This window comes from Ruegeria sp. AM4, from assembly GCF_056540665.1.
This window is the reverse complement of sequence record NZ_JBQFXD010000007.1, coordinates 67,058-89,386: the sequence shown is the minus strand read 5'-3', so window position 1 is coordinate 89,386 and position 22,329 is coordinate 67,058. Positions and strand designations below refer to the sequence as shown.

Annotated in this window: 21 protein-coding genes; 13 read left to right on the top strand and 8 right to left on the bottom strand. The window is 57.4% G+C overall.

Annotated features, from left to right (window positions below; translation table 11 throughout):
• Positions 1–3: 3 nt before the first annotated feature.
• Genes ACR0JA_RS14540 through ACR0JA_RS14515 form a run of 6 tightly spaced genes read left to right on the top strand, consistent with a single transcriptional unit; the run spans position 4 to position 4,661 of the window.
• Positions 4–1,623: an AMP-binding protein gene (locus ACR0JA_RS14540; protein ID WP_480576090.1), complete on the top strand. Its 1,620-nt coding sequence runs from the start codon at positions 4–6 to the stop codon at positions 1,621–1,623.
• On the top strand, positions 1,620–2,459 hold the full coding sequence (locus ACR0JA_RS14535) for a tryptophan 2,3-dioxygenase (protein WP_480576087.1): 840 nt from the start codon (positions 1,620–1,622) through the stop codon (positions 2,457–2,459). The genes ACR0JA_RS14540 and ACR0JA_RS14535 overlap by 4 nt, the downstream gene beginning before the upstream one ends.
• Positions 2,460–2,462: 3 nt before the next feature.
• Positions 2,463–3,650: a kynureninase gene (kynU, locus tag ACR0JA_RS14530; protein WP_480576084.1), complete on the top strand. Its 1,188-nt coding sequence runs from the start codon at positions 2,463–2,465 to the stop codon at positions 3,648–3,650.
• A gap of 19 nt (positions 3,651–3,669) precedes the next feature.
• A complete protein-coding gene (locus ACR0JA_RS14525) occupies positions 3,670–3,849 on the top strand; it encodes a hypothetical protein (protein WP_480576081.1) in 180 nt (59 codons plus the stop codon).
• A 6-nt stretch (positions 3,850–3,855) separates the two neighbouring features.
• Entirely contained in the window at positions 3,856–4,263 is a 408-nt protein-coding gene (locus ACR0JA_RS14520) for an acyl-CoA thioesterase (protein ID WP_480576078.1), read from the top strand.
• Complete coding sequence (locus tag ACR0JA_RS14515) at positions 4,260–4,661, top strand: RidA family protein (protein ID WP_480576076.1); 402 nt, start codon at positions 4,260–4,262, stop codon at positions 4,659–4,661. The genes ACR0JA_RS14520 and ACR0JA_RS14515 overlap by 4 nt, the downstream gene beginning before the upstream one ends.
• A 71-nt stretch (positions 4,662–4,732) precedes the next feature.
• On the opposite strand, the gene ACR0JA_RS14510 is transcribed toward ACR0JA_RS14515, so the two are convergent.
• The gene (locus ACR0JA_RS14510) at positions 4,733–7,084 is read right to left on the bottom strand and encodes an oxidoreductase (protein ID WP_480576073.1); all 2,352 of its coding nucleotides are present in this window, start codon (positions 7,082–7,084) and stop codon (positions 4,733–4,735) included.
• Between the two features lie 123 nt (positions 7,085–7,207).
• On the opposite strand from ACR0JA_RS14510, the gene ACR0JA_RS14505 reads away from it, so the two are divergent.
• Positions 7,208–7,687: a MarR family winged helix-turn-helix transcriptional regulator gene (locus ACR0JA_RS14505; protein WP_480576070.1), complete on the top strand. Its 480-nt coding sequence runs from the start codon at positions 7,208–7,210 to the stop codon at positions 7,685–7,687.
• A gap of 146 nt (positions 7,688–7,833) precedes the next feature.
• Here the strand turns inward: ACR0JA_RS14505 and ACR0JA_RS14500 are convergent, their stop codons facing one another.
• Entirely contained in the window at positions 7,834–8,043 is a 210-nt protein-coding gene (locus ACR0JA_RS14500; protein ID WP_480576382.1) for a hypothetical protein, read from the bottom strand.
• Here ACR0JA_RS14500 and ACR0JA_RS14495 point away from each other — a divergent pair.
• Positions 7,970–9,949: a bifunctional 2',3'-cyclic-nucleotide 2'-phosphodiesterase/3'-nucleotidase gene (locus ACR0JA_RS14495; protein WP_480576067.1), complete on the top strand. Its 1,980-nt coding sequence runs from the start codon at positions 7,970–7,972 to the stop codon at positions 9,947–9,949. The two genes, ACR0JA_RS14500 and ACR0JA_RS14495, sit on opposite strands and share 74 nt — an antisense overlap.
• A gap of 89 nt (positions 9,950–10,038) precedes the next feature.
• Here ACR0JA_RS14495 and ACR0JA_RS14490 read toward each other — a convergent pair whose 3' ends face one another.
• From ACR0JA_RS14490 to ACR0JA_RS14480, 3 genes are read right to left on the bottom strand one after another with little or no spacing between them, the layout of a single operon-like run.
• On the bottom strand, positions 10,039–11,103 hold the full coding sequence (locus ACR0JA_RS14490) for a TRAP transporter substrate-binding protein (protein ID WP_480576064.1): 1,065 nt from the start codon (positions 11,101–11,103) through the stop codon (positions 10,039–10,041).
• Positions 11,104–11,137: 34 nt separating this feature from the next.
• Positions 11,138–12,691, bottom strand: a complete 1,554-nt coding sequence (locus tag ACR0JA_RS14485) for a TRAP transporter large permease (protein ID WP_480576061.1) — start codon at positions 12,689–12,691, stop codon at positions 11,138–11,140.
• Positions 12,681–13,187, bottom strand: a complete 507-nt coding sequence (locus tag ACR0JA_RS14480; protein ID WP_480576058.1) for a TRAP transporter small permease subunit — start codon at positions 13,185–13,187, stop codon at positions 12,681–12,683. Before ACR0JA_RS14480 ends, ACR0JA_RS14485 begins: the two co-directional genes overlap by 11 nt.
• Before the next feature lie 308 nt (positions 13,188–13,495).
• Here ACR0JA_RS14480 and ACR0JA_RS14475 point away from each other — a divergent pair, with 308 nt between their 5' ends.
• Positions 13,496–14,194, top strand: coding sequence for a GntR family transcriptional regulator (locus tag ACR0JA_RS14475; protein WP_480576054.1), 699 nt, complete (start codon positions 13,496–13,498; stop codon positions 14,192–14,194).
• A gap of 29 nt (positions 14,195–14,223) precedes the next feature.
• Here the strand turns inward: ACR0JA_RS14475 and ACR0JA_RS14470 are convergent, their stop codons facing one another.
• A complete protein-coding gene (locus ACR0JA_RS14470; protein ID WP_480576051.1) occupies positions 14,224–14,970 on the bottom strand; it encodes a creatininase family protein in 747 nt (248 codons plus the stop codon).
• A 278-nt stretch (positions 14,971–15,248) separates the two neighbouring features.
• Between ACR0JA_RS14470 and ACR0JA_RS14465 the strand changes: the two genes are divergently transcribed.
• Positions 15,249–15,593 (top strand): carboxymuconolactone decarboxylase family protein, encoded by a 345-nt coding sequence (locus ACR0JA_RS14465; protein WP_480576048.1) that lies wholly within the window; start codon positions 15,249–15,251, stop codon positions 15,591–15,593.
• A 63-nt stretch (positions 15,594–15,656) separates the two neighbouring features.
• Here the strand turns inward: ACR0JA_RS14465 and ACR0JA_RS14460 are convergent, their stop codons facing one another.
• Entirely contained in the window at positions 15,657–16,430 is a 774-nt protein-coding gene (locus tag ACR0JA_RS14460) for an amino acid ABC transporter permease (RefSeq protein WP_480576045.1), read from the bottom strand.
• A gap of 10 nt (positions 16,431–16,440) precedes the next feature.
• Positions 16,441–17,190: an amino acid ABC transporter ATP-binding protein gene (locus ACR0JA_RS14455; RefSeq protein ID WP_480576042.1), complete on the bottom strand. Its 750-nt coding sequence runs from the start codon at positions 17,188–17,190 to the stop codon at positions 16,441–16,443.
• 127 nt (positions 17,191–17,317) lie between these two features.
• On the opposite strand from ACR0JA_RS14455, the gene ACR0JA_RS14450 reads away from it, so the two are divergent.
• From ACR0JA_RS14450 to ACR0JA_RS14440, 3 genes are all read left to right on the top strand, one after another.
• The gene (locus ACR0JA_RS14450) at positions 17,318–18,106 is read left to right on the top strand and encodes a transporter substrate-binding domain-containing protein (protein WP_480576039.1); all 789 of its coding nucleotides are present in this window, start codon (positions 17,318–17,320) and stop codon (positions 18,104–18,106) included.
• Positions 18,107–18,359: 253 nt separating this feature from the next.
• A complete protein-coding gene (locus ACR0JA_RS14445) occupies positions 18,360–20,618 on the top strand; it encodes a molybdopterin-dependent oxidoreductase (RefSeq protein ID WP_480576035.1) in 2,259 nt (752 codons plus the stop codon).
• A 195-nt stretch (positions 20,619–20,813) separates the two neighbouring features.
• On the top strand, positions 20,814–22,325 hold the full coding sequence (locus ACR0JA_RS14440; RefSeq protein ID WP_480576032.1) for a malonate--CoA ligase: 1,512 nt from the start codon (positions 20,814–20,816) through the stop codon (positions 22,323–22,325).
• The last annotated feature ends 4 nt before the right edge of the window (positions 22,326–22,329 follow it).

Here is a 22,329-nt window from a genome sequence, read left to right as displayed (position 1 = left end):
ATCATGCTCAAACCATCTGCACATACCGACACATTTGCCCGCGACAACCTGCCTCCGATCGAAAGCTGGCCAGACCTGTTGTTGGAGGGGTTCGACTATCCAGACCAGTTGAATGCGGCGGAAGAGCTAACAGATGCGATGGTCGCTGCTGGCTTGGGCGACAACACTGCGTTGATCGGAAACGGGCGGCGGCGCACCTTTAAAGAGCTGACCGACTGGACCAACCGCTTGGCCCATGCGCTGGTCGACGATCTGGGTGTCCGGCCCGGTAACCGAGTGATGATCCGCTCGGCCAACAACCCCGCCATGGTGGCCTGCTGGCTGGCCGCAACAAAGGCGGGCGCGGTTGTCGTGAACACGATGCCGATGCTGCGGGCGGGTGAGCTGGCCAAATATGTCGAAAAGGCCGAAATCACGCACGCTCTGTGCGACACAAGGCTGATGGACGAGATGATCGCCTGTGCCAAGGACAGCGCGTTCCTCAAGACCGTGGTCGGCTTTGACGGCACGTCGAACCACGATGCCGAGCTTGACCGGCTGGCCTTGGAAAAGCCTGTTGCGTTTGATGCCGTCAAGACATCTCAGGACGATGTTGCCCTGATCGGGTTCACCTCGGGCTCGACCGGAAATCCCAAGGCGACGATGCATTTTCACCGCGACCTTCTGATCATCGCCGATGGGTATGCCGCCGAAGTTCTGGGTGTGACGCCCAAAGATGTCTTCGTCGGTTCTCCGCCGCTGGCGTTTACGTTCGGCCTGGGAGGGTTGGCGGTCTTTCCGCTTCGATTTGGGGCGGCGGCCACGTTGCTCGAAAACGCCTCGCCGCCAAATATGGTTGAAATAATTGAGAAATATGGTGCAACAGTGTGTTTTACCGCCCCCACAGCATACCGCGCAATGTTGCGCGCTATGGACGAAGGTGCCGATCTGTCCTCGCTGCGCGCTGCGGTCTCGGCCGGTGAAACCCTGCCGGGACCTGTATATGATGAATGGATGGAAAAGACCGGCAAACCGATGTTGGACGGGATCGGCGCAACCGAGATGCTGCATATCTTCCTGACGAACCGGTTCGAGGATCACAAACCCGCCTGCACCGGCAAGCCCGTCACGGGCTATGAGGTAATGGTCATCGGCCCGGATGGCAAAACACTGGCCCCGGGCGAAATCGGGCGCCTTGCTATACGCGGCCCGACCGGCTGCCGTTACTTACGCGGTGAACACCAGGACGAATATGTCCAGAACGGCTGGAACATCTCGGGCGACGCTTTCTCGATGGACGAAAAGGGTTATTTCCATTTTGCCGCGCGCAACGACGATATGATCGTGTCGTCGGGCTACAACATCGCCGGCCCCGAGGTCGAGGCCGCGCTGTTGGCACATGCCGCAGTCGCAGAATGCGCCGTAATCGGCGTGCCCGACGATGAGCGCGGGTCAATCGTGCAGGCGCATGTGGTCCTGTCGTCAGGCTACGTGCCCGACGAGGCCTTGATTGATGAGTTGAAGGACCACGTAAAGGCGTCGATCTCTCCTTACAAATACCCCCGTTCGATCATCTTCACCAAAGCGCTGCCAAAAACCGAAAGCGGCAAGATCCAGCGCTTTAGACTGAAAGAAACACGATGAGTACCGAAGCCTACAACCCCGAAGCCGAGGGGGCGCAAATGGGCTTTGCCGAGGCTATGTCTTACGGCGACTACCTGCACCTGGACAATCTTCTGGCCCAGCAGCACCCTCTGAGCAGCGCGCATGATGAGTTGCTGTTCATCATCCAACATCAGACAAGTGAACTTTGGATGAAGCTGGCAATCCATGAACTGGCCGCTGCACGCACTGCTTTATGCTCGGGCGATACGTCTGGAATGTTCAAGATGCTGGCCCGTGTCAGCCGGATTTTCGAGCAATTGAACAATGCCTGGGACGTGTTGCGCACGATGACGCCCGCAGATTACACCAGATTTCGCGAAGTATTGGGCCCGTCTTCGGGGTTTCAGTCCTATCAGTATCGGATGATCGAATACGTGCTGGGCAATCGAAACCCCAACATGCTGAAACCGCATGCTCATCTGCCCGAAGTGCATCAGATGCTGCTAGACGAGCTTGCGCGCCCCAGCTTTTACGACGAGGTGGTGCGGCTGCTGTTCCGCGCGGTCGACGGGCACGAAAACAATGTCCCGGCGCCGCAACTGGATGCGCCTCATACCGCGCTCGCCGAGATTCAGGAGCGGTGGAAAGTCGTTTACGAGAACATCGACGACTATTGGACATTGTACCAGCTTGCCGAAAAGATGGTCGATCTCGAGGACTATTTCCGCCGCTGGCGCTTTAATCATGTAACCACCGTGGAACGGGTAATCGGGTTCAAGCGCGGCACCGGCGGCACATCCGGTGTGCAATATCTGCGCCGGATGCTGAGCGTTGAACTTTTCCCTGAACTCTGGAACCTGCGCGGAGAGCTTTGAACCATGTCGCTACCCAAGAAACACCTGTTCGACATCCCTGATGACGTGATCTATCTGGATGGCAATTCGCTGGGTCCCCTACCCCGCGGAGCGGTAGAACGGGCAGCCGAAGTGATGACCCAGGAATGGGGCGTCGGTCTGATCCGCGCCTGGAACACCGCCGACTGGATGTCATTGCCCAAACGCGTTGGTGACCAAATAGCAGGTTTCATCGGTGCACCAGAGGGATCAGTCGCAACCGGCGACACCCTGTCGATCAAGGTATATCAGGCGCTGGCGGCTGCATTGAAAATGCGCCCTGATCGCAAGGTGATCCTGTCGGATAACGGTAATTTTCCAACCGACCTCTATATGGCGCAGGGCCTGATCAGCACGATCGACAAAGGGTACGAACTGCGCACCCCGCCTCCAGAAAGTCTGACCGATCATATCTCGGATGAGGTTGCCGTGATCATGCTGACTCAGATCGACTACCGCACAGGCAAGATGCACGACATGGCCGATATCACACGCCGCGCGCATGAGGTCGGGGCAGTGATGATCTGGGATCTCGCCCACAGTGCCGGTGCCGTGCCCGTGGACATGACCGGCTGCAACGCCGAGTTTGCGGTCGGTTGTACGTACAAGTATTTCAACGGTGGCCCAGGCGCACCGGCATTCATCTACGCCCGCCCCGACATCGCAACAGACATTCAACCGGCGCTGTCCGGTTGGTTGGGTCACGAGGCGCCTTTTGCAATGGACCTGGACTATCGCCCCGCCATGAGCACCGAGCGCCTGCGTGTCGGCACCCCCTCGATCATTCAGCTTTCCATTCTGGAACATGCGATGAAAGCCTGGGATGGCGTGACCATGGAAGAAATCCGGGCTGCGTCAATCGAACTGTCCGAAACCTTCATTGCCGAGGTCGAGGCCCGCTGCCCACAGCTTACGCTGGCTTCACCGCGGGATTCGGAACAGCGCGGTTCGCAGGTCTCGTTCGCGTTTGAAAACGGTTATCCGGCGATGCAGGCGGTGATTGATCGCGGTGTTATCGGCGACTTTCGCGCGCCCAATATCATGCGCTTTGGCTTCACGCCGCTCTATCTGGACAAAAACGACGTTATCCGGGCCAGCGAGATCATCGAGGATGTCCTAAATTCAGAAAGCTGGCGCGAGCCGAAGTATCAAATCAGATCGCGCGTTACCTAAATCGCGAGGAAGAGAAAGCTTGGCATACCTGTTTACCCCGATCGATGGCCATTCAGGAACCGCCTGCAAGGCGGCCGAATGGACCGCGCCGCGCCTATCGTATTCCAAGCGCCACCCGCTCGACAGGGGCGACGGCCCGCCGCCGAAACTCGGTGCGGCCGAGGGCGCGGAAAAGACGCAAACGGTCAAGGCAATCTGAGGTTTCATGCATTTTACGCTGCACCAAAAAGTCCTGTTCAAACACTGCGACCCGGCGGGGATCGTCTTTTATCCGCGTTATTTCGAAATGATCAACGACGCCGTTGAATCCATGTTCAACGAACTTCTGGAATGGCCCTTTGAAAGCATGCACCCGGACAGCGGTATGCCAACCGTTGCGTTCAACGTAACGTTCACGGCGCCCAGCAGACACGGTGATCATCTGGACCTGAATATCACCATCAATCGGATCGGAGGATCCAGCATGACTTTGCAGACTGTCGCGACGAGCCGTGATGAAACCCGCTTTGTCGCGGATCAGACACTGGTCTGCGTCAATGCGGCGGGTCGACCATCGCGATGGCCCGAGGCCGTGCGCAGCAAAATAGTCAGTATCTTGGAGGAAACCGCGTGACAGGCCAAACTATTCAGCCCGAGGGGTGGGCGCCCGCACTTGGTTACGCCAACGGGATGCTGATGGCGGATGGCACCCTTCATATTGGCGGGCAGATCGGGTGGAACAAGGATAAGGTCTTTGAAAATAGCGATTTTATCGGCCAAATGGAACAAGCCCTTAACAACATTGCCGCAATCGTGCGGGCCGCCGGGGGTGACGTCACGGATATTGGCCGGTTGACCTGGTTCGTGAAGGACAAAGAAGAATACATCGCCAAACAACGTGAGGTTGGCCACGCATACCGGCGCGTTTTTGGCAAGCACTTCCCGGCCATGTCGATGCTGATCATCAAGGATCTTGTCGAGGATGAAGCCCTGATCGAAATCGAAGCCACCGCCTTTATCGCCCCGGACTAGGACTTTGGCCTGGTTGCGTGCGGTGTCGTGCGTCCGCCGATCCAGCGCGCCTGTCTTTCGGAAATAGCGGCTCAGAGGGACCGATTGTGCCGACCAGGCGCAGCTTTACGTTGCAGGTCCAGCATGCGCTGCCGGTTCTTTTCGACCTCTCGAAATGCCTGTATCGCGCCACTTTCATATTGCTTTGCCCAGGCCTTCTTGTTCAGAGCGCCGTACCAAGCCGCGGCCTGATGGGTGAAATACGGGTTCCACAAATGCGGTCGGCCGATAGCCACAAGATCTGCCCGGCGTGTATGCAGGATTGTGTTGACCTGCGCAGGTTCGGTGATCGCGCCCACGGCCATCGTGGCGATTTTGGGTACATTGCGCACAGCCTCGGCCAGATGGGTCTGGAACATGCGCCCATAGATCGGCTCTTGATCCGGAATGGTCTGGCCAGCGGACACGTCAATCAGATCGCAGCCCGCATCGCGGAACGCCTCGGCGATGCCGATCAGGTCCGCTTCGGTCAGGCCACCCTCTTTCCAGTCGGTACCGGAAACGCGGACAGCCATCGGGCGATCTAGGGGCCACGCGGCGCGCATCGCCCGGAACACGTCAAGCGGGAAACGCAGCCGGCTTTCGAGTCCGCCGCCGTAATCGTCACTCCGCTGGTTGGTGAGCGGTGAAAGGAACGATGCCAGTAGGTACCCGTGGGCGCAATGCAGCTCGATCATGTCGAATCCGGCGCGCGCGGCGCGTTTGGTGGCATGCACGAATTCGCCCTTGATCCTGTCCATTCCTGAGCGGTCCAGTTGCAGCGGAACCTGGCTGATACCATCAAACCAGGGGATCGGAGACGCCGAGACCACTGGCCAATTCGCATCCGCATCCGCGATGGGGTGGTCCATCTTCTCCCAACCCAATTGGGTCGACCCCTTGCGGCCCGCGTGACCGATCTGCATTGCGACCTTCGCTGCCGAGGTCGCATGGATCATGTCCACGATCTCTTTCCACCCGGCCTCCTGCTCGTCATTCCAAAGGCCCGGGCATCCTTCGGTAATGCGAGCATCCGCCGAAGGGCAGGTCATTTCGGTATAGATCATGCCGGCACCGCCATGAGCGTGGCCGACATAGTGCACCTTGTGCCAATCATTGGGCACACCGTCGCCGTCACAGCTGTATTGTGCCATTGGCGACATCACCACGCGGTTCATCAATTCCATCTCGCGCAGCCTGAATGTCGCGAACATCGGGGTTGGGCGGGATTTGGTAAGATCCTCGCCGGTTTCGCGCAGATGGCGCCCGTACCATTCGTCATCGGCCTTGCGAACGAATTCGGCATCGCGAACGATCAGGTTGTCATAGGTTATCGACTTGGCACGGCACATTACGACCATGGCGAACTGATACGGGTCCATGTCCCATGAGCGGTTCATATGTTCAAACCAGGCCAGCGAAACATCGGCGTTGTGCTGAATGATCTGGCAGGGCACGCGGCGGGCCTCGTCATAGGCTTTGAACGCCGCCTGTACGTCGGCCTCTCCATGCTCCAGCAGGGCGTCCGCCAGCGCGATGGCGCAATCCATCGCCAGTTTGGTGCCGGACCCGATCGAGAAATGCGCACTGGCTTTGGCATCGCCAAGAATGACGATGTTATCGACATGCCAGTTTTCACAGAATACGCGTGGAAAATTGCGCCAGTTTGAGCGGTTCAGCAGAAGTGGGTGGCCCTGAAGCTCTTGCGCAAAAATCTCCTCAAGCTTGGCCTTCGATCCCTCTTCGTCAAACTCTTCGAAACCGTGGCCCTGCCAGGTGGCTTCGTCCATCTCGAACACCCAGGTCGAGTGATCCTGCTCGTACTGATAGCAATGCGCCACCATATGGCCGTGCGCGGTCTCGCGGAAGAAATAGTTGAACTCTTTCATCGGGCGGGTCGACCCCATCCAGCAGAACCGGTTCGACTTCCAGGTGGTCGAGGGTTGGAACCCCTTCTTGTGGTACGCGCGGATGGCCGAGTTGATGCCGTCACACGCGACGATAACATCGGAGTCTGAAAAGCGCGTCTTAAGATCCTCGGGCTTGATCTCGACGCCAAACTCCATTCTGACGCCCAATTCCAGGCATCTGTCTTGCAGGATCGTCAGCAATGTCTGGCGTGAGGTGCCGCAGAACCCGTTGCCCGCACAGCGCATCTCACGCCCCTTGAAGTGGATCGCAACATCGTCCCAATAGGCAAACTCGTCCTTGATCCGGTCAAAGACAGGTTTGTCGCGGCTCAGGAATTCGTCCAGCGTTTCGTCCGAAAACACCACGCCAAAACCAAAGGTGTCATCAGCCCGATTGCGTTCGAACACCTCAACCTGCCAGTCCGGTCGCGCTTTCTTGGTCAACAGAGCCGTATAAAGCCCACCCGGGCCACCCCCGATTACGGTGATTTTCATATGCTTCCCTCCGGGTGCGCACGTGCAATATATGTGCATTAGCACATAATATGAAATTGTTTAAGCTTAAAGTTTCTGTTAGCGTTAAGTTCGGCAAACAAGTTGAGGCCATTGGATTTCACCATGAAGATCGAAGATCTGGATCCGCCGGAATACCATCTGACGAAGCTGAATGGTCAGATACGCGAGATGATGAACGCGGTTCTGCGTCCGCATGGTTTGAAGCTGGTTGAATGGCGCATGATGCAATGCCTCGCGGATCAGGGTGACTTATCGGTTTGCGATCTGGCCTCGCTTGCGGTGATCGAGCGCACCGCAACCAGCCGCATGATCGATCGCTTGGTCGACAGAGGGTTTGTTTCCAAGACGCAGATGGAAGATGACCGGCGCTATGCTCGCGTGTCGTTGCGCGCGGCTGGGCGAGACAAACTGAATGCCTGCAACACAGATGTAGACACAGCGCGCGCGCAGTTATTTGACGGGTTCAGCCGGGCCCAAATCAGCGATTTACTGACCGCACTGAAACGGCTGCAGCGGAATTCGGCCGGAATCGCACTGGACCTCGGCCGTGCGCCACGCCGCAACGTGATGACCGGTCGCTGAGCAAAAGACCTGAATCCAACGCCGGCTCGGCGTTGGATCACAAGCTGGTGGATCGTTTTTTCGGCGCTGTTCTGCAAGGATGTAGACAACTCCGTTTTCGCACTCGAAAGCCGCCGATATGCACCGTTTGGCGGGAAATGAATGGATCAGAAGCGCTGAGCGTGGTAGGTCGCAATACCGCCCACAAAAAGCGACGGGTCAGCTTTGTTGGCAGCATTGTCATACAGTTGTTGTGAAACGCCAACAAAAGTCTCGTCGACCAAAAAAACTGAAAGGTACCCTATGTCTTTTTCCAGCAGCTCTTCCATTTCGCGCCGCAAGTTCCTTGCCACGACGACCGCCAGTGCTGCGGCCATCACTCTGCACCCCTTCTCTGTTGCTGCGGCCAACAATCAGGCACATTTGCGGATCATGGAAACCACAGATATCCATGTCCACGTCTTCCCGTATGACTACTATGCGGACAAACCCCGCGACACCGTGGGCCTGTCGCGCACGGCTTCGATCATCAACGACATCCGGTCCGAGGCGACAAACTCTCTGCTGGTCGACAATGGCGACTTTCTGCAGGGCAACCCGATGGGCGACTATATCGCCTATGAACGCGGAATGAAGGACGGCGACAGCCACCCGATCATCAACGCGTTCAACACCGTTGGTTACGACGCTGCTACGCTGGGCAACCACGAATTCAACTATGGTCTGGAGTTTTTGGACAAAGCACTGGCTGGCGCGGACTTCCCGGTCGTGCTTGCAAATGTGGTCAAGGAAAAGGGCGCGAGCCCGCGCGATGACACACCGCTGGTCAAGCCCTATGCCATCCTCGATCGTGAAATCGAAATGGGTGACGGCACCAAGCACCCGATCAAAGTCGGGGTCATCGGTTTTACGCCGCCGCAAATCATGAATTGGGATCGCCGACATCTTGAGGGCAACGTTCAGACCCGTGACATCGTCGAGACGGCGCAAGCCTATGTGCCCGAGATGAAAGAACAGGGATGCGATCTGATCATCGCATTGTCACATTCGGGGATTGGTGGCGCCGACCACGAAGATGGTATGGAAAACGCTTCGGTCGTTCTGGCTGGTGTCGACGGCATCGACGCGCTGGTAACCGGCCACAATCACCTTGTCTTCCCCTCACCGACATTTGCAGATCGTCCGGGGATTGATGTGGAAAAAGGCACCCTGATGGGCAAACCTGCCGTCATGGGCGGCTTCTGGGGGTCGCACCTTGGCCTGCTGGACCTGCTGCTGGAACGCGACGGAAACGAATGGCGCGTCGTGACCACCACATCCGAGGCACGGCCGATTTCCAAGCGTAACGAGGACCGCTCGATTACCGCTCTGGTCGGCGATGATCAAAAGGTACTCGACTCGGTCGCGAAAGACCATGACGAAACGCTGGCCTATGTCCGACGCGCGGTCGGCAAGACGTCTGCCCCGCTTCACAGCTATTTTGCTTTGGTCGCGGATGATCCGTCTGTGCAGATCGTGTCAATCGCACAGAAATGGTACGTCGAAGAGATGCTTAAAGGCACCGAGCACGAAACGCTGCCGATCCTGTCCGCCGCTGCGCCCTTTAAGGCTGGTGGCCGGGGTGGCCCGGAATACTATACCGATGTTCCGGTGGGTGACGTTGCCATCAAGAACGTGGCCGATCTGTACCTCTACCCGAATACCGTGCGCGCGGTCCGCGTGAACGGGGCGCAGGTGCGAGGCTGGCTGGAACGGTCGGCAGGTATGTTCAATCAGGTCGCGGCCGGTTCCGAGGACGCTATTCTGCTGAACCCGGACTTCCCGTCCTACAACTTCGATGTGATGGACGGCGTGACCTATCAGATCGACCTGTCCCAGCCGTCGCGCTTTGGACCAAAGGGCGAAGAGATCAATGCTGATGCGGCGCGGATCGTGAACCTTGCCTTCAACGGCGAGCCGGTTACCGATGACATGGAATTCATCATCGCCACCAACAATTACCGCGCATCGGGCGGCGGCTCTTTCCCCGGCGCTCTGGGTGACACGATCGTATTCGAAGCGCCGGATACCAACCGCGACGTCATCGTGCGCTATATCGTCGAACAGGGCACGATCGATCCGAAAGCGGACGCCAACTGGTCGTTTGCGCCGCTTGAGAACACCACCGTATTGTTCGAAACCGGCCCGAAAGCCCGGGACTACATGAACGATGTCAAAGGTGTCGCGATCGAGGATGCCGGAGAGGGCACCGAAGGCTTCGCAGCTTTCCGCATCAAGCTTTGATCCGGTCGATCTGTTTGGCGGGCAAATCGCCCGTCATCGTAATCTAATTGTAGCGGGCCAACGATATGTTGGCCCGCTCGGAATTTGCCTCAGGCGCGATTTGCGAAAGTCGGTTCTTTCATCGCGGTGCCATAGCTGCGGAACAGGTCGAGCGTCGCATTATAGCTTTCCATTACCTTCGCGAAATCCGGGTTGGCTGCCGCGTTTTCGGCCATCACCTCGGCCACGGCGGCTTTGAGCGCTGCGTTGATCTCGTCCGAGAAACTGCCAAATATCACGCCTTCTTCCACAAGATTCTTGAACGCAACGGCGTTGAAATAGTCGAACTGCGCGGATGTCTCTGCATACGAAGCCTCGGCCGCGTTTGCGATGACCGCTTGCAGGTGTGCAGGAAGCTCTTCATAGGCTTCTTTGTTGACGATAATCTCAAGGATCGCAGATGGCTCGTGGAAGGCGGGCAGGTAACAGTAGTTCGCCACTTTCTGCAGGCCAAACGCCTGATCAAGAAGCGGGCCGACCCATTCGGTGGCGTCGATTGCACCGGATTGGAACGACGGGAAAATCTCTTGCGGCGGCAACAGCACGGCGTTGACGCCAAGCTTGCGCATCGCCTCGCCACCAAGCCCCGCGATCCGCATGTTCAGGCCCGAGAAATCCTCGACGCTTTCAATCGGGCTGCGGAACCAACCCGCCGCCTGAATACCCGAGTTCCCGCTTGCGAATGGTTTCAGGTTTTGCTTGCCATAAATCTCGTCCCAGATCTCCTGCCCGCCGCCATAGCGCAGCCAGCCAAGGGTCTCGATCGCAGTCATCCCGTAGGGGATGGCCGAGAAGAAATGGTAGGCCGAGTTTTTGCTGGCATTGTAATAGGGCGTGGAATGGCCAATTGGTGCGGTGCCCTGCGATACAGCGTCTTCCACGCCAAAGGGCGGTACCAATTCTCCACCGGAAAAGACCTTCAGTGTCAGTTGGCCGTCGGACATCGCATTCACGCGATCGGCGAAGGTTGTCACGTTGGTGCCGATCCCCGGTGCGCGGGACGGAAACGAGGTGGGCAGGTTCCACTCGATCTTTCCCTGCGCAATCGCCGGAGCGGCCAGTGCGGTCGCCGGTGCGCCTATAATCCCGGCTTTGAGTAGGTCACGTCTTTTCATTCGAAAAATCCTCCTGTTGTGTTTGCGTTTCTTTCTATCTGAACACTTCCGGCAAAGCCGTCGCAAGGGCCGGAAACGTCGCGACCAGCGCGATTGCGCAAAGTTGCAGCAACACGAAAGGTGCAATCGCGCGGTAGATGTCGGTTGTGGTGATGTCTGACGGTGCTACGGATCGGAAATAGAACAGCGCGAAACCGAAAGGGGGCGTCAGGAACGAAGTTTGCAGGTTCATCGCGACAAGCACCGCAAACCAAACCGGATCAATTTCCGTTGCCAGAATGACCGGCCCCACAATGGGAATAACGATGTAGATGATCTCAATGAATTCAAGCACGAAACCAAGAACAAAGATCACGATCATGGTGACCAAAAGCATGCCATATGCGCCTCCGGGCACGGCACCAAGAACGTTGGCAACAATTTCGTCGCCCTCAAACCCACGGAACACCAGCGACAGAATGCTCGAGGCGATCACGATCCCGAAAACCATGCCTGACATCAGCGCGGTTTCCTTCAACGCCCGGCCCAGCACCGATACGCGCAACAAAGTGACTGCTGCCCAAAGAAGGCCGAGAACAAGGATCGCAAGCGCCGCGACCGTCAGCACCGTCCCGGGTGTGAAACTGAGCGTGCCCGAGGAAAAATCGACCCGCAATAGACCAAGGGCGCTTGCCGGAACCAAAGCGACAGCATAGGCCCCAAGCATGAAGCTGACCCGCACGGCTTTGGCCGAGGTCTGAGCCGCAGCGATCAAAAGTGCCCCCGCAGCACCAACTGCAGCAGCTTCGGTCGGAGTAGCCACACCGGCCAGGATGGATCCCAGGACCGATACGATCAGTGTCAATGTAGGAAGAAGATCAACCCAGAGCGATCCGCTGGCAGATTGTTCTTCCTCAATCACCGGGATCGCCGCGCCTGATCGTCCAAGGCGAAAGACTGCGTAGATCCCATAAAGCGCCACGAGAAGAAGCCCAGGAACCAGCGCCCCTGCAAACAGGTCAGCAACGGTCACCGGTTCGGGTGCAAAATTGCCGGCGTTCAGCTGCGCCTCGAGATAGGCGTTGGAAATCTGATCGCCAAGCAGAACCAGAACGATCGATGGCGGGATGATCTGACCCAGCGACCCGCTGGCGCAGATCAACCCGCTTGCTGTGTGTTTGTCGATGCCCGCGCGCAGCAGCGTCGGCAGGCTGATCGTTCCCAGCATGACAATTGTTGCGCCGATGATCCCGGTCGATGCCGCAATCAACGCGCTCACGGACAGAACCGCCAACGCCAATCCGGACCTGCGGCGCCCGAAAAGACCGTTGATGGATGTCAGCATCCGTTCGGCCTGCCCCGACTGATCAAGCAAAATGCCCATTAACACGAACAACGGGACCGCCAGAAAAAGCCGGTTCTCCATGATACCAAAAACGCGCTGTGGAATGGCCTGCATCAGAACCAGATCAAATTCACCGAAGGCAGCCGCAACAAAAGCGACAAGGGTTGGCACGCCCGCGATCACGAACATGACCGGCAAACCGCTAATGATCCCTGTCATCAGGGTCAGAAAGAGGACGAGCAGCCAGATGGCCTCAATTGTCATCGCCAACCTTCCCCCCAAGAACCGTCACCAGGGCGACGAGGATCACGAGTATGCACATCACGATCACGGTGCCTTTGACAAGGAAAAGACCACCAAGTCCACCGGTTTCGCGGGACCCTTCTAGGATGGCGAAAGAGGCAACGACAATCGGCCAGGCGTTGACCAGAAGAAGGCCGAATACAGGTAGAACAAGAACCAAAGTACCCACACGCTCGATCACTCTGACCGCGCGCTTGCCAAGCCGGTTGCTGAACACATCGACCCGCACATGACGGCCGTTCCAATAGGCCAACGGCACCGCAAAGACGACGAGAACGGCGAAAGCGTAAGTCACCAGGTCCTGAAGCTCGAGAAACCCCACACCCATGACATAGCGCAGAACGACTATGACGATCTGGCCCGCGAATACCACGCCGACGCATGCCAGACAAACCGCAAGAACGACTCCCATCGAATGCCGCGAAGCGGCCTCTAATGTCTTGATGATGCTGTGCATTTACTCCTGCCTCTGCGCTATCGCGTCCGATGCCAACACCTGGGTCGCGATCCCGTTAGGCCTTGATGGTTGACCACAGAATGCTTGTCAATGTGCCAGCGATCACATTGATAATTTGGTCGTGTTGCGCCCTTCGTTGGGAACTGACGCTTCTGATTTCAGAATGGGCCCGAATTCCCATTTCATCTCACGCCAGGTCAATAATCAGCCAGCGTGGCGGCACTTCCTGCAGCGTTTCAGGGCCTTGAAATTTGGAATAACTTCTAACATTATTTGTATAATAGCGCACATATGACGGAGAAAGCTGAGTGAATTCACGCAAAAAGAGCTATCGTGACGTTAAAACGGAGATCCTTGCTCGAATTCGCGACAAAACGTGGGCACCGGGTGTTGCCGTCCCCGGAGAGGCCGATTTAGCCATCGAGTTTGGATGCGCCCGCGCGACCGTAAACCGGGCGATGCGCGAGCTTGCCGAGGATGGGTATCTACAGCGAAAGCGCAAGGCGGGCACCCGAGTCAATCCAAACCCGATCCGCAACGCCAAATTCGCCATCCCCCTTATTCGCACCGAGATCGAAGAGACCGGAGCAGAGTATCGCTATAGTCTTGTCAAGCGCGAGGTATTGCCCGCGCCCGAGTGGCTGCGCGCCCGACTGGGTCTTGAAGAAGAGGCCCGTGTTTTGCACCTGCGCTGCATGCATTATGCCGGCGGCACCCCCTTTCAGTTCGAGGATCGATGGATCAACATCAAAGCCGTGCCCGAGGTTGAGGATGCTGATTTTCAAAGCTGTGGACCCAACGAATGGTTGGTCAAGACTATCCCCTACACCGATGTTGAAATCCGTTTCTATGCAAGCGCGGCGGATGTCTCTTTGGCAGAGTTGCTGATGGTCAAAGACGGCGAAGCCATCTTTGTCGCCGAACGGACCACATGGCTTGACGGGGAACCCGTCACTTTTGCCCGAATGAGTTTCGGGCGCGGTTATTCAATGACGGCGCGGCTATAGGTCGGTCTGAAACTGCGTCATCTGTGTCGCTAAGAACCCTGCGAAGGTGCAGCGCGAAACGCCTCATAGTCGCGCGCCATCGCGTCCACCGCCAAATCGAAAAGACGCTGCCCGTCATTCTTATTCGCCAATGCCGAATGAGAGCCTACGCGGCCATCCGGAAACATCTCGCGATGCTCATCGGGCAGGCCGTGACGGTCGCCTGCGTGAGAAAGGATGAATGCGCGCGAAAGCTTCTCGGGCGGGTTTTCGGCACCGCCGTGAACAATCCCAAGCCGCGCCTGCGTAATCGCGACTTCGGACGGTGTCGCATGCATCCCCTCCCAATCGCCATAAAGGGCAGTTCGCAGGGTGTTGACCTCGGGGTATTCCCACCAACTACGCACGCGAAACGACAGCGCGCCCATGTCCCGAATTACGTCTTGCAGCGGCTCGAGGTTCGCACCGTGGCCGTTCAAAACATAGAACCGTCGAAACCCGTGCCGAGCAAGCGCTGACACAACCTGCTGAAACAACTCCGAAAAAAGCGATGCACTTACCGACACTGTGCCGGGGAAGCTCATGTTGAAGGGTGCAGGCGTATAGGGCATCTCGGGCGCAACGATCGCTGCGACCCGCTCGGCCGCTGCAAAGGCGATCTCGCGGGCGCAAATGGTGTCGGTCCCGATCAAACCGATCGGCCCGTGCTGTTCGGTCGACCCAACGGGCAGGATTATTGCGTCGCTGTCAGCCAGATAGTCTTCCACCTCGGTCCAGCGCATCGTTTCCAGTTTCATCGTTGGTTTCGCCTCACCTACCAAACTTTGCTGCAAACCCGTTCAGGCTAGTGCGTCTAGCGCAGCCTATACGATCCGCAAGTGCCGCAGAAACTCAATTTCACGCGGCCCACAGACTTTGCTTTTCCCTTTCAAGCACCTCGCTGCACGCAAGGCGACTGCACCGCCGCCTAAACCAGCGAGGCTTGCGGTCAACGCCGCCTGCCCAGACTGGTGCGCTCCATGAGAAAGCAGTAAAAGTATGCACATAACGACATTTTCCTGATTTGGAGATCCGAATGACCTGGAAGCCCTTCCTCAACGAAACCGTCAAGCGCATCGGCGCGTTTCAAAAGCATGCCCCGGAAATTTTTGAGGGTTTCAACAAGATGTCAGCAGCTGCCAAGACCAACGGTGCGCTATCAGAAAAGACCAAAGAGCTGATCGCCCTTGGTATTGCGATTTCAACCCGCTGCGACAGCTGCATCGGGTTCCACACCAAGTCTCTGGTACGCCTGGGCACAACCCGAGAAGAGTTCATCGAGGCGTTGACAATGATCAGCTATATGGGCGGCGGTCCAGCGATTGCGTACAGCGGAAAAGCGTTGGAAGCCTACGATGAGTTTACTGGCGATAACGCCTGATCTGGCTATGCCGAAAATGGTGACGGCCAACGGGCTGTCACCTTTGTTTAACGTGCCCACCCCTTAGCTTGCGGCCTCATTCGAGCCCATCTTGCGTTCCAACCAGCGCACGAAGGCGCTGATGATCAGGACCAGAACCAGATATTCCAGGATCAGCAGCGAATAAATCTCAAGCGGCCGATATTCGGTAACCACCAGCTCGTTTGCCCGTCTGGTCAATTCCTGCATGCCGATGACAGAGGCAAAGGCCGACATCTTGACGATGTAGATGAACTGATTGGCAAGGGGCGGCAGAATGCGGCGGATCGCCTGCGGCAGGATCACATAACGCATGGTCTGCATGTAGTTCAGACCGACGGTTTGCGCCGCCTCGGACTGGCCGCGAGGGATCGATTGAATCCCCGAGCGATAGATTTCGGCCGTGAATGCGCTATCGGAAATCACCAGAGTGATAATCGCCCCCCAGAACGGGTCGATCGACACGTTGAAGCCGACGATAGACGCCAGAACGACCGGAAGCCCATAGAACACCCAGAACAGAAGCGGCAACAAAGGAACGGCGCGGACAAATTCGATATACACGCGCGACGGCATGCGAATGAGGCGATTGCTGCTCATCCCCGGTAAAGCGACGATCAGCCCCAGGATCATCGAAAGCACCGCCGCTATGATCGACATCTGGATCGTCGCGCCCATCCCGCTAACCAGAAACTTGATATTGGTCCAGCCCGCCGGATTGGTCGGGTCGATCACATACCAGCCCCAGGTTCCAGGGGCGGAATTACATCCCGACAACACCAGCAGAAGCCCGAAGACGGAGAGCAGTCTGAGTCTCATTTCGTCACTCCTAATGCTGCAGGATTTGGTCCAGGAACTGCCTGCACCGCTCCGATTTTGGTGATGTGAAGAAGTCCTCGGGTTTTCCCTCTTCGACAATTTCGCCATGGTCCATAAAGACCATCCGATCTGCCGCCTTGCGCGCGAAACCCATTTCGTGGGTGACGCAGATCATGGTCATGCCATCCTCGGCCAGACCAACCATCACGTCGAGAACCTCGTTGATCATCTCGGGATCAAGCGCCGAGGTCGGTTCATCGAACAGCATGATCTTTGGTTGCATGCACAAGGACCTGGCAATCGCCACACGCTGTTGCTGGCCACCCGACAATTGCGCCGGTCGTTTATGTGCCTGTTCCGGTATGCGCACGCGTTCGAGATAGGACATCGCTATCTCTTCGGCCTCTTTCTTGGACTTCTTGAGGGCCACGGTCGGACCAAGCATAAGGTTCTGCAAAATGGTCAGATGCGGAAAAAGATTGAATTGCTGAAAAACCATGCCAACTTCAGACCGAATGCGCCCGATCGAGTCGGTGTCATCACCAAGCTCGATACCATGCACCTTGATGGTGCCGGACCCATGGGTTTCCAGGTGATTGATACACCGGATGAATGTTGATTTTCCCGAACCGGAGGGGCCGCATACAACGATCTTTTCGCCTTCGGCAACGCTGATTGAAATGTCCTTTAGAACATGGAAGTCGCCGTACCACTTGTTCAGGCCTTCGACTTCGATTGCAACGGCGGCGCTGCCGGACATCTGCATCCCCCTTAACTTCTCGCTATTGCCATTTTGTATGCACATTATGTTTACACGCGCAAGAAAAAAGGCCATGATAATCTATCAATCAGTCAACAATGCCGCGATCAACAACAAGGAGTGTAGTATGAAAAAACTTATCAAAAATGGGCTGGCAGCAGCTTTCATGGCCCTTGTTGGGTCATCGGTAGCGGCCCAGGACGCAGGGCAATCGGCGCTGATTGAAATTCTCGAAACCGGCACGCTCAAGGTCGGGACCACGGGTGACTGGAACCCGATGTCACTCAGAAATCCAGCCACGAACACATTCGAAGGCTACGATATCGACGTGATGAAACAGCTTGCCGCCGATCTCGACGTCGAGCTTGAACTGGTGCCCACCGACTGGAAAACGCTTGTAAACGGGGTTGTGGCCGGCAACTACCACCTTACGGGCTCGGCATCAATCAGCCCGGCGCGGATGAAGGCAGCTGGTTTCTCAGAAAGCTATATCGGCGTTGAAATCCTTCCGTTCACCACAGCGGACAAGATCGAACGTTTCGACGGTTGGGATTCAATCAACAAGCCCGAAGTGGCTGTTGCTGCCACCCTGGGGACAACGTTCGAACGGCAGGTCAAAGCCTGGTTCCCAGATGCAGATATCAAGATTGTCGAGGCCCCGGCTCTTGGTCATCAAGAGGTCCTTTCGGGCCGTGCAGATGTCTTTGTAACCTCGAACATCGAAGGTTCGACCCTGATCGCGAAATTCCCGAATGTACGCCAGATCCCTGTCGAGGCACCACGCGCCAAGACACCAATCGCGATGATCGTGCCACAGCGTGATCAGGTCTGGATCAACTATGTGAACAACTGGATCAAACTGAAAAAGTCGCAGGGGTTCTTTGACGAAGTCGCCGCCCGTTGGGGCCTGAACTAAAGCGCCAAATTCAGGCGCGCGCTCAGCGCGCCTGTCCGCTTACATGTCTGGCCGCGCCACCACTATTGTAAAGTCGCCCAGTCACAATCCTCAGTTATTCGAGCCAACGCAACCCGTCGCCGCTGCCGGCGCACATGTCGCCGAGCCGTGAAACTCGTAACTCCGCGCGCCGCGCGATTTTGGTTTTTAACTCGGTCAATTTGACCTATTTTTCTGATCGATCGACAACTGGCAAGTGACCGGCAACAAATACATGGCCAAAGATTCCCACAGACAGACAAAGGTAACTTCAAGCCATTGGGGGGCGTTTGAGGTGGATGTCGAAGGCGACCGAATTGTCGCCACGCGGCCTTTTGCTCATGACCCTTCGCCAACAGGCATTCCCAACGTTCTTCAAGAGGTGGTGCATCACCGGACACGGGTTACGCGCCCGGCAATCCGGCGTGGCTGGCTGGAACAGCGCAGCCGTAAGGGGCGAGGCCGGGACGACTTTGTCGAACTTCCCTGGGACGAAGCGCTGGATATCGCAGCGAATGAGATTGACCGGGTGCGCCAGACCCATGGCAATCAGGCGATTTTCGGTGGGTCCTACGGTTGGGGTTCCGCGGGCCGCTTTCATCACGCCCAAAGCCAGGTGCATCGCTTTCTCAACGCCGCAGGCGGCTATGTTGCGTCCTTTGGCAGCTACTCGACGGGGTGCGCCCAATCGATCATGCCACATGTGTTCGGAGTGAATTTCCTGACGCTCAACTACGAACATCAGGACAGCTGGCAAACCATCTACGATCACACAGAAACACTTGTGATGTTCGGCGGGATCAACCCCAAGAACTCTCAAGTCAGCATGGGCGGCATAACCCAGCACGAAACCGCGAACTGGTTCGACAGATTTCTGGCGAAAGGCATGCGCTGTATCAATGTCGCGCCGCAACGAACCGATTCACCTGACGGGTGTCAGTGGCTTCCGACGCGTCCTGCGTCGGATACGGCGCTTATGCTGGCCCTCGCCTATGTGCTGGAACTCGAAGACCTGACCGACCGGGGTTTTCTGGGCCGTTACACCACCGGTTTTGACCGCTTTCTCCCCTATCTTTTGGGGGACAGCGACGGACAGCCGAAATCGCCGGAATGGGCAGCGCCGTTATGCGGTGTCTCGTCCGAAGAGATACACAGGCTTGCGAACCGCATGGCGACGACGCGCACGCTCATCACCGTGTCTTGGTCTTTGCAGCGCGGAGAACATGGCGAACAGCCTTTTTGGATGTCGGCTGTTTTGGCCGCTATGCTGGGGCAGATCGGCTTGCCCGGGGGCGGTGTCGGTTATGGCTATGGCGCGGTTGGCGGGGTTGGAAAGTCGTTCACAAACCTTAGCGGCATGACTTTGCCTCAACTGACCAACCCGGTGAAAGAAGTGATCCCCGTCGCGCGAATTGGCGACATGCTGCGCAACCCCGGGCATCTCTATGACTTCAACGGCAAGCGCGAACCCTATCCGGATATCCGGCTTGTCTACTGGGCTGGTGGAAATCCCTATCATCATCATCAGGATCTGAACGCGCTGCACGAAGCCTGGCAGTATCCCGAGACTATCATTGTGAATGAACCGTGGTGGACGGCGACCGCCAGACGCGCCGACATCGTCTTTCCCGCCACCACCCCGTATGAACGCGAGGATATCGGACGCACGAGTCTGGATGACTATCTGTTTCACATGCCGCAACTGGTGCCACCGCAGGGCGAGGCCCGGGACGACTACTCGATCTTTGAGGGGCTGGCCGAACGGATGGGCATTGCTCAGACTTTCTCGGAAGGCCGCAGCGCCAGGGAATGGATCGAACACCTCTATCTCGGCTACCAGAACACGGCCGCTGCCAAGGGCATCGAGGTACCCGATCTGGACTCGCTCAGACGCAAGAATTGGGTACGACTGCCGATCCGGGCCGAAGGGCCCAACCGCACGTTGTTTGCCCCTTTCCGCGCGGACCCCGACAAATCGCCCCTGCCAACGCCTTCGGGCAGGATCGAGATCTTTTCGGACACAATCGACGGGTTTGGCTATGACGATTGTCCGGGCCATCCGGTGTGGCTGCCGCCATCGGAATGGCTGGGAACCGCCACCCGATCTGCACCCTTGCACCTTGTCTCGCCACAACCCGGCGACAAGCTGCACAGCCAGTTCGAATGCGCGCTGGCCGATGCCGACGGCGCGCGACCCGAGACAATCGTTATTCATCCAGACGATGCCCGCGAGCGCAGCATCAATACCGGCGATCTGGTTCGGGTTCACAACGCGCGCGGGGCTTGTCGCGCAAAAGCGCTGGTTTCCGAAGGTATCGTTGCAGGAGTCGTCGCGCTTCCCACCGGGGCCTGGTATGGCGATCCGGGCGAAAACATCGATCCGCACGGCAACCCCAACGTGCTGACCAAGGATGTTGGTACCTCACGCCTTGGACAGGGATGCAGTGCGCATACGGCGCTGGTTCAAGTTACCCGGATTGACCTGGCCCGCTGACGCGTTGTCACAAGGGGTTGGCCGCGAAGTTACACTGAAAATACTGTCACGCTTTTGATGCCAGTTTTGGGTGGCCGACCACTGTGCAGAGCAGGTAGAACTGCAGTCGTGCGTCGGGTGTTGACTGGCCAACGGGTCACTCCGCTGTGGCGGACAAACGCACCAAGACTCAACTACCGCCAGAAAGGCAGCACCATGGCAAATCCACTTTATGATGACCTGTTCGGGGTTCATGCCGGGAAAACCACAACTTTCATTCAGCTGCCATCTGGCGTCGCCATATCGCATCGCGATTTTCTGGCCATTGCCGCCCGGATCGCAAATGCCACTGTACAGTTGGGGTTGAAACCCGGTGACCGGGTTGCGGTGCAGACAGAGAAATCGGTCGAAGCGCTTGCCGTCTATGCCGCCTGCGCGCAAGCCGGGCTGGTCTTTCTGCCGCTGAACACCGCCTATACAGCCAGCGAACTGGTCTATTTCCTTGAAAACAGCGGTGCGGCGCTGGTCATCTGCGACGAAAGCAGACAGCAAGAGATCATCGACGCAACCGCAGCACTGGAAACGTGTATCGAGACGCTAAATGCAGATGGCGGTGGCACCCTGACGGATCGCGCGTCCTCGCTGTCTGCCGAGTTTGCCACGGTCGATCGCAGCGCCGAGGATCTTGCCGCGATCCTATATACATCGGGCACGACCGGTCGACCGAAGGGTGCGATGCTTAGCCAGCGCAACCTGCTGTCGAATGCGAAGACTCTGGTGCAGGAATGGCGCTTCACCTCGGACGACGTGCTGTTGCACGGGCTTCCGATCTTTCACACGCACGGACTGTTCGTGGCTTGCAACGTTATGCTGGCAGCGGGCGGCAGCATGATTTTCCTGCCCAAGTTCGATCTGGAGGAGATGATCCGGCTGCTTCCGCTTGCCACCTCGATGATGGGCGTTCCGACATTTTACACCCGTTTGCTGGGTGACGCGCGTTTTACCCGTGATTTGACGCAGAACATGCGACTGTTCATCTCGGGTTCGGCACCCTTGCTGGCGGAAACGCACCGTCAGTTCGAAGATCGCACCGGTCATCGTATCCTTGAACGCTATGGCATGACCGAGACCAACATGAACACTTCGAACCCATATGATAAAGAGCGCCGCGCTGGCACGGTGGGCTTGCCTTTGCCCGGGGTCGAAATCAAAATCACCGACGCCGAGACCGGGAAAGCCCTGCGCGACGGGGACATCGGTCAGATCGAAGTGCGCGGGCCGAATGTATTCTCAGGTTATTGGCAGATGCCCGAGAAAACTGCCGAAGAACTGCGCGAGGATGGCTGGTTCATCACCGGCGATCTGGGCAAGCTGGACGCCGAGGGGTACCTGCACATCGTCGGACGGAACAAGGATCTGGTGATCTCGGGCGGCTATAACATCTATCCCAAAGAGGTTGAGCTGGTGCTGGACGACCAGCCCGGCGTTCTGGAAAGCGCGGTGATCGGCATACCCCATCCTGATTTTGGCGAAACCGTTCTGGGCATTCTGGTCCCCGAGGCCGGACAACACCCCGATCTTGATGGCGTTATGGAAAGTGTCGGGCGGGAACTGGCCCGGTTCAAACATCCCAGACGACTGATCCTGGTGGACGAGCTGCCGCGCAACACGATGGGCAAGGTGCAAAAGAACGTTCTGCGGGAACAGTACAAATCTCTGTTCGTTTAGAGCG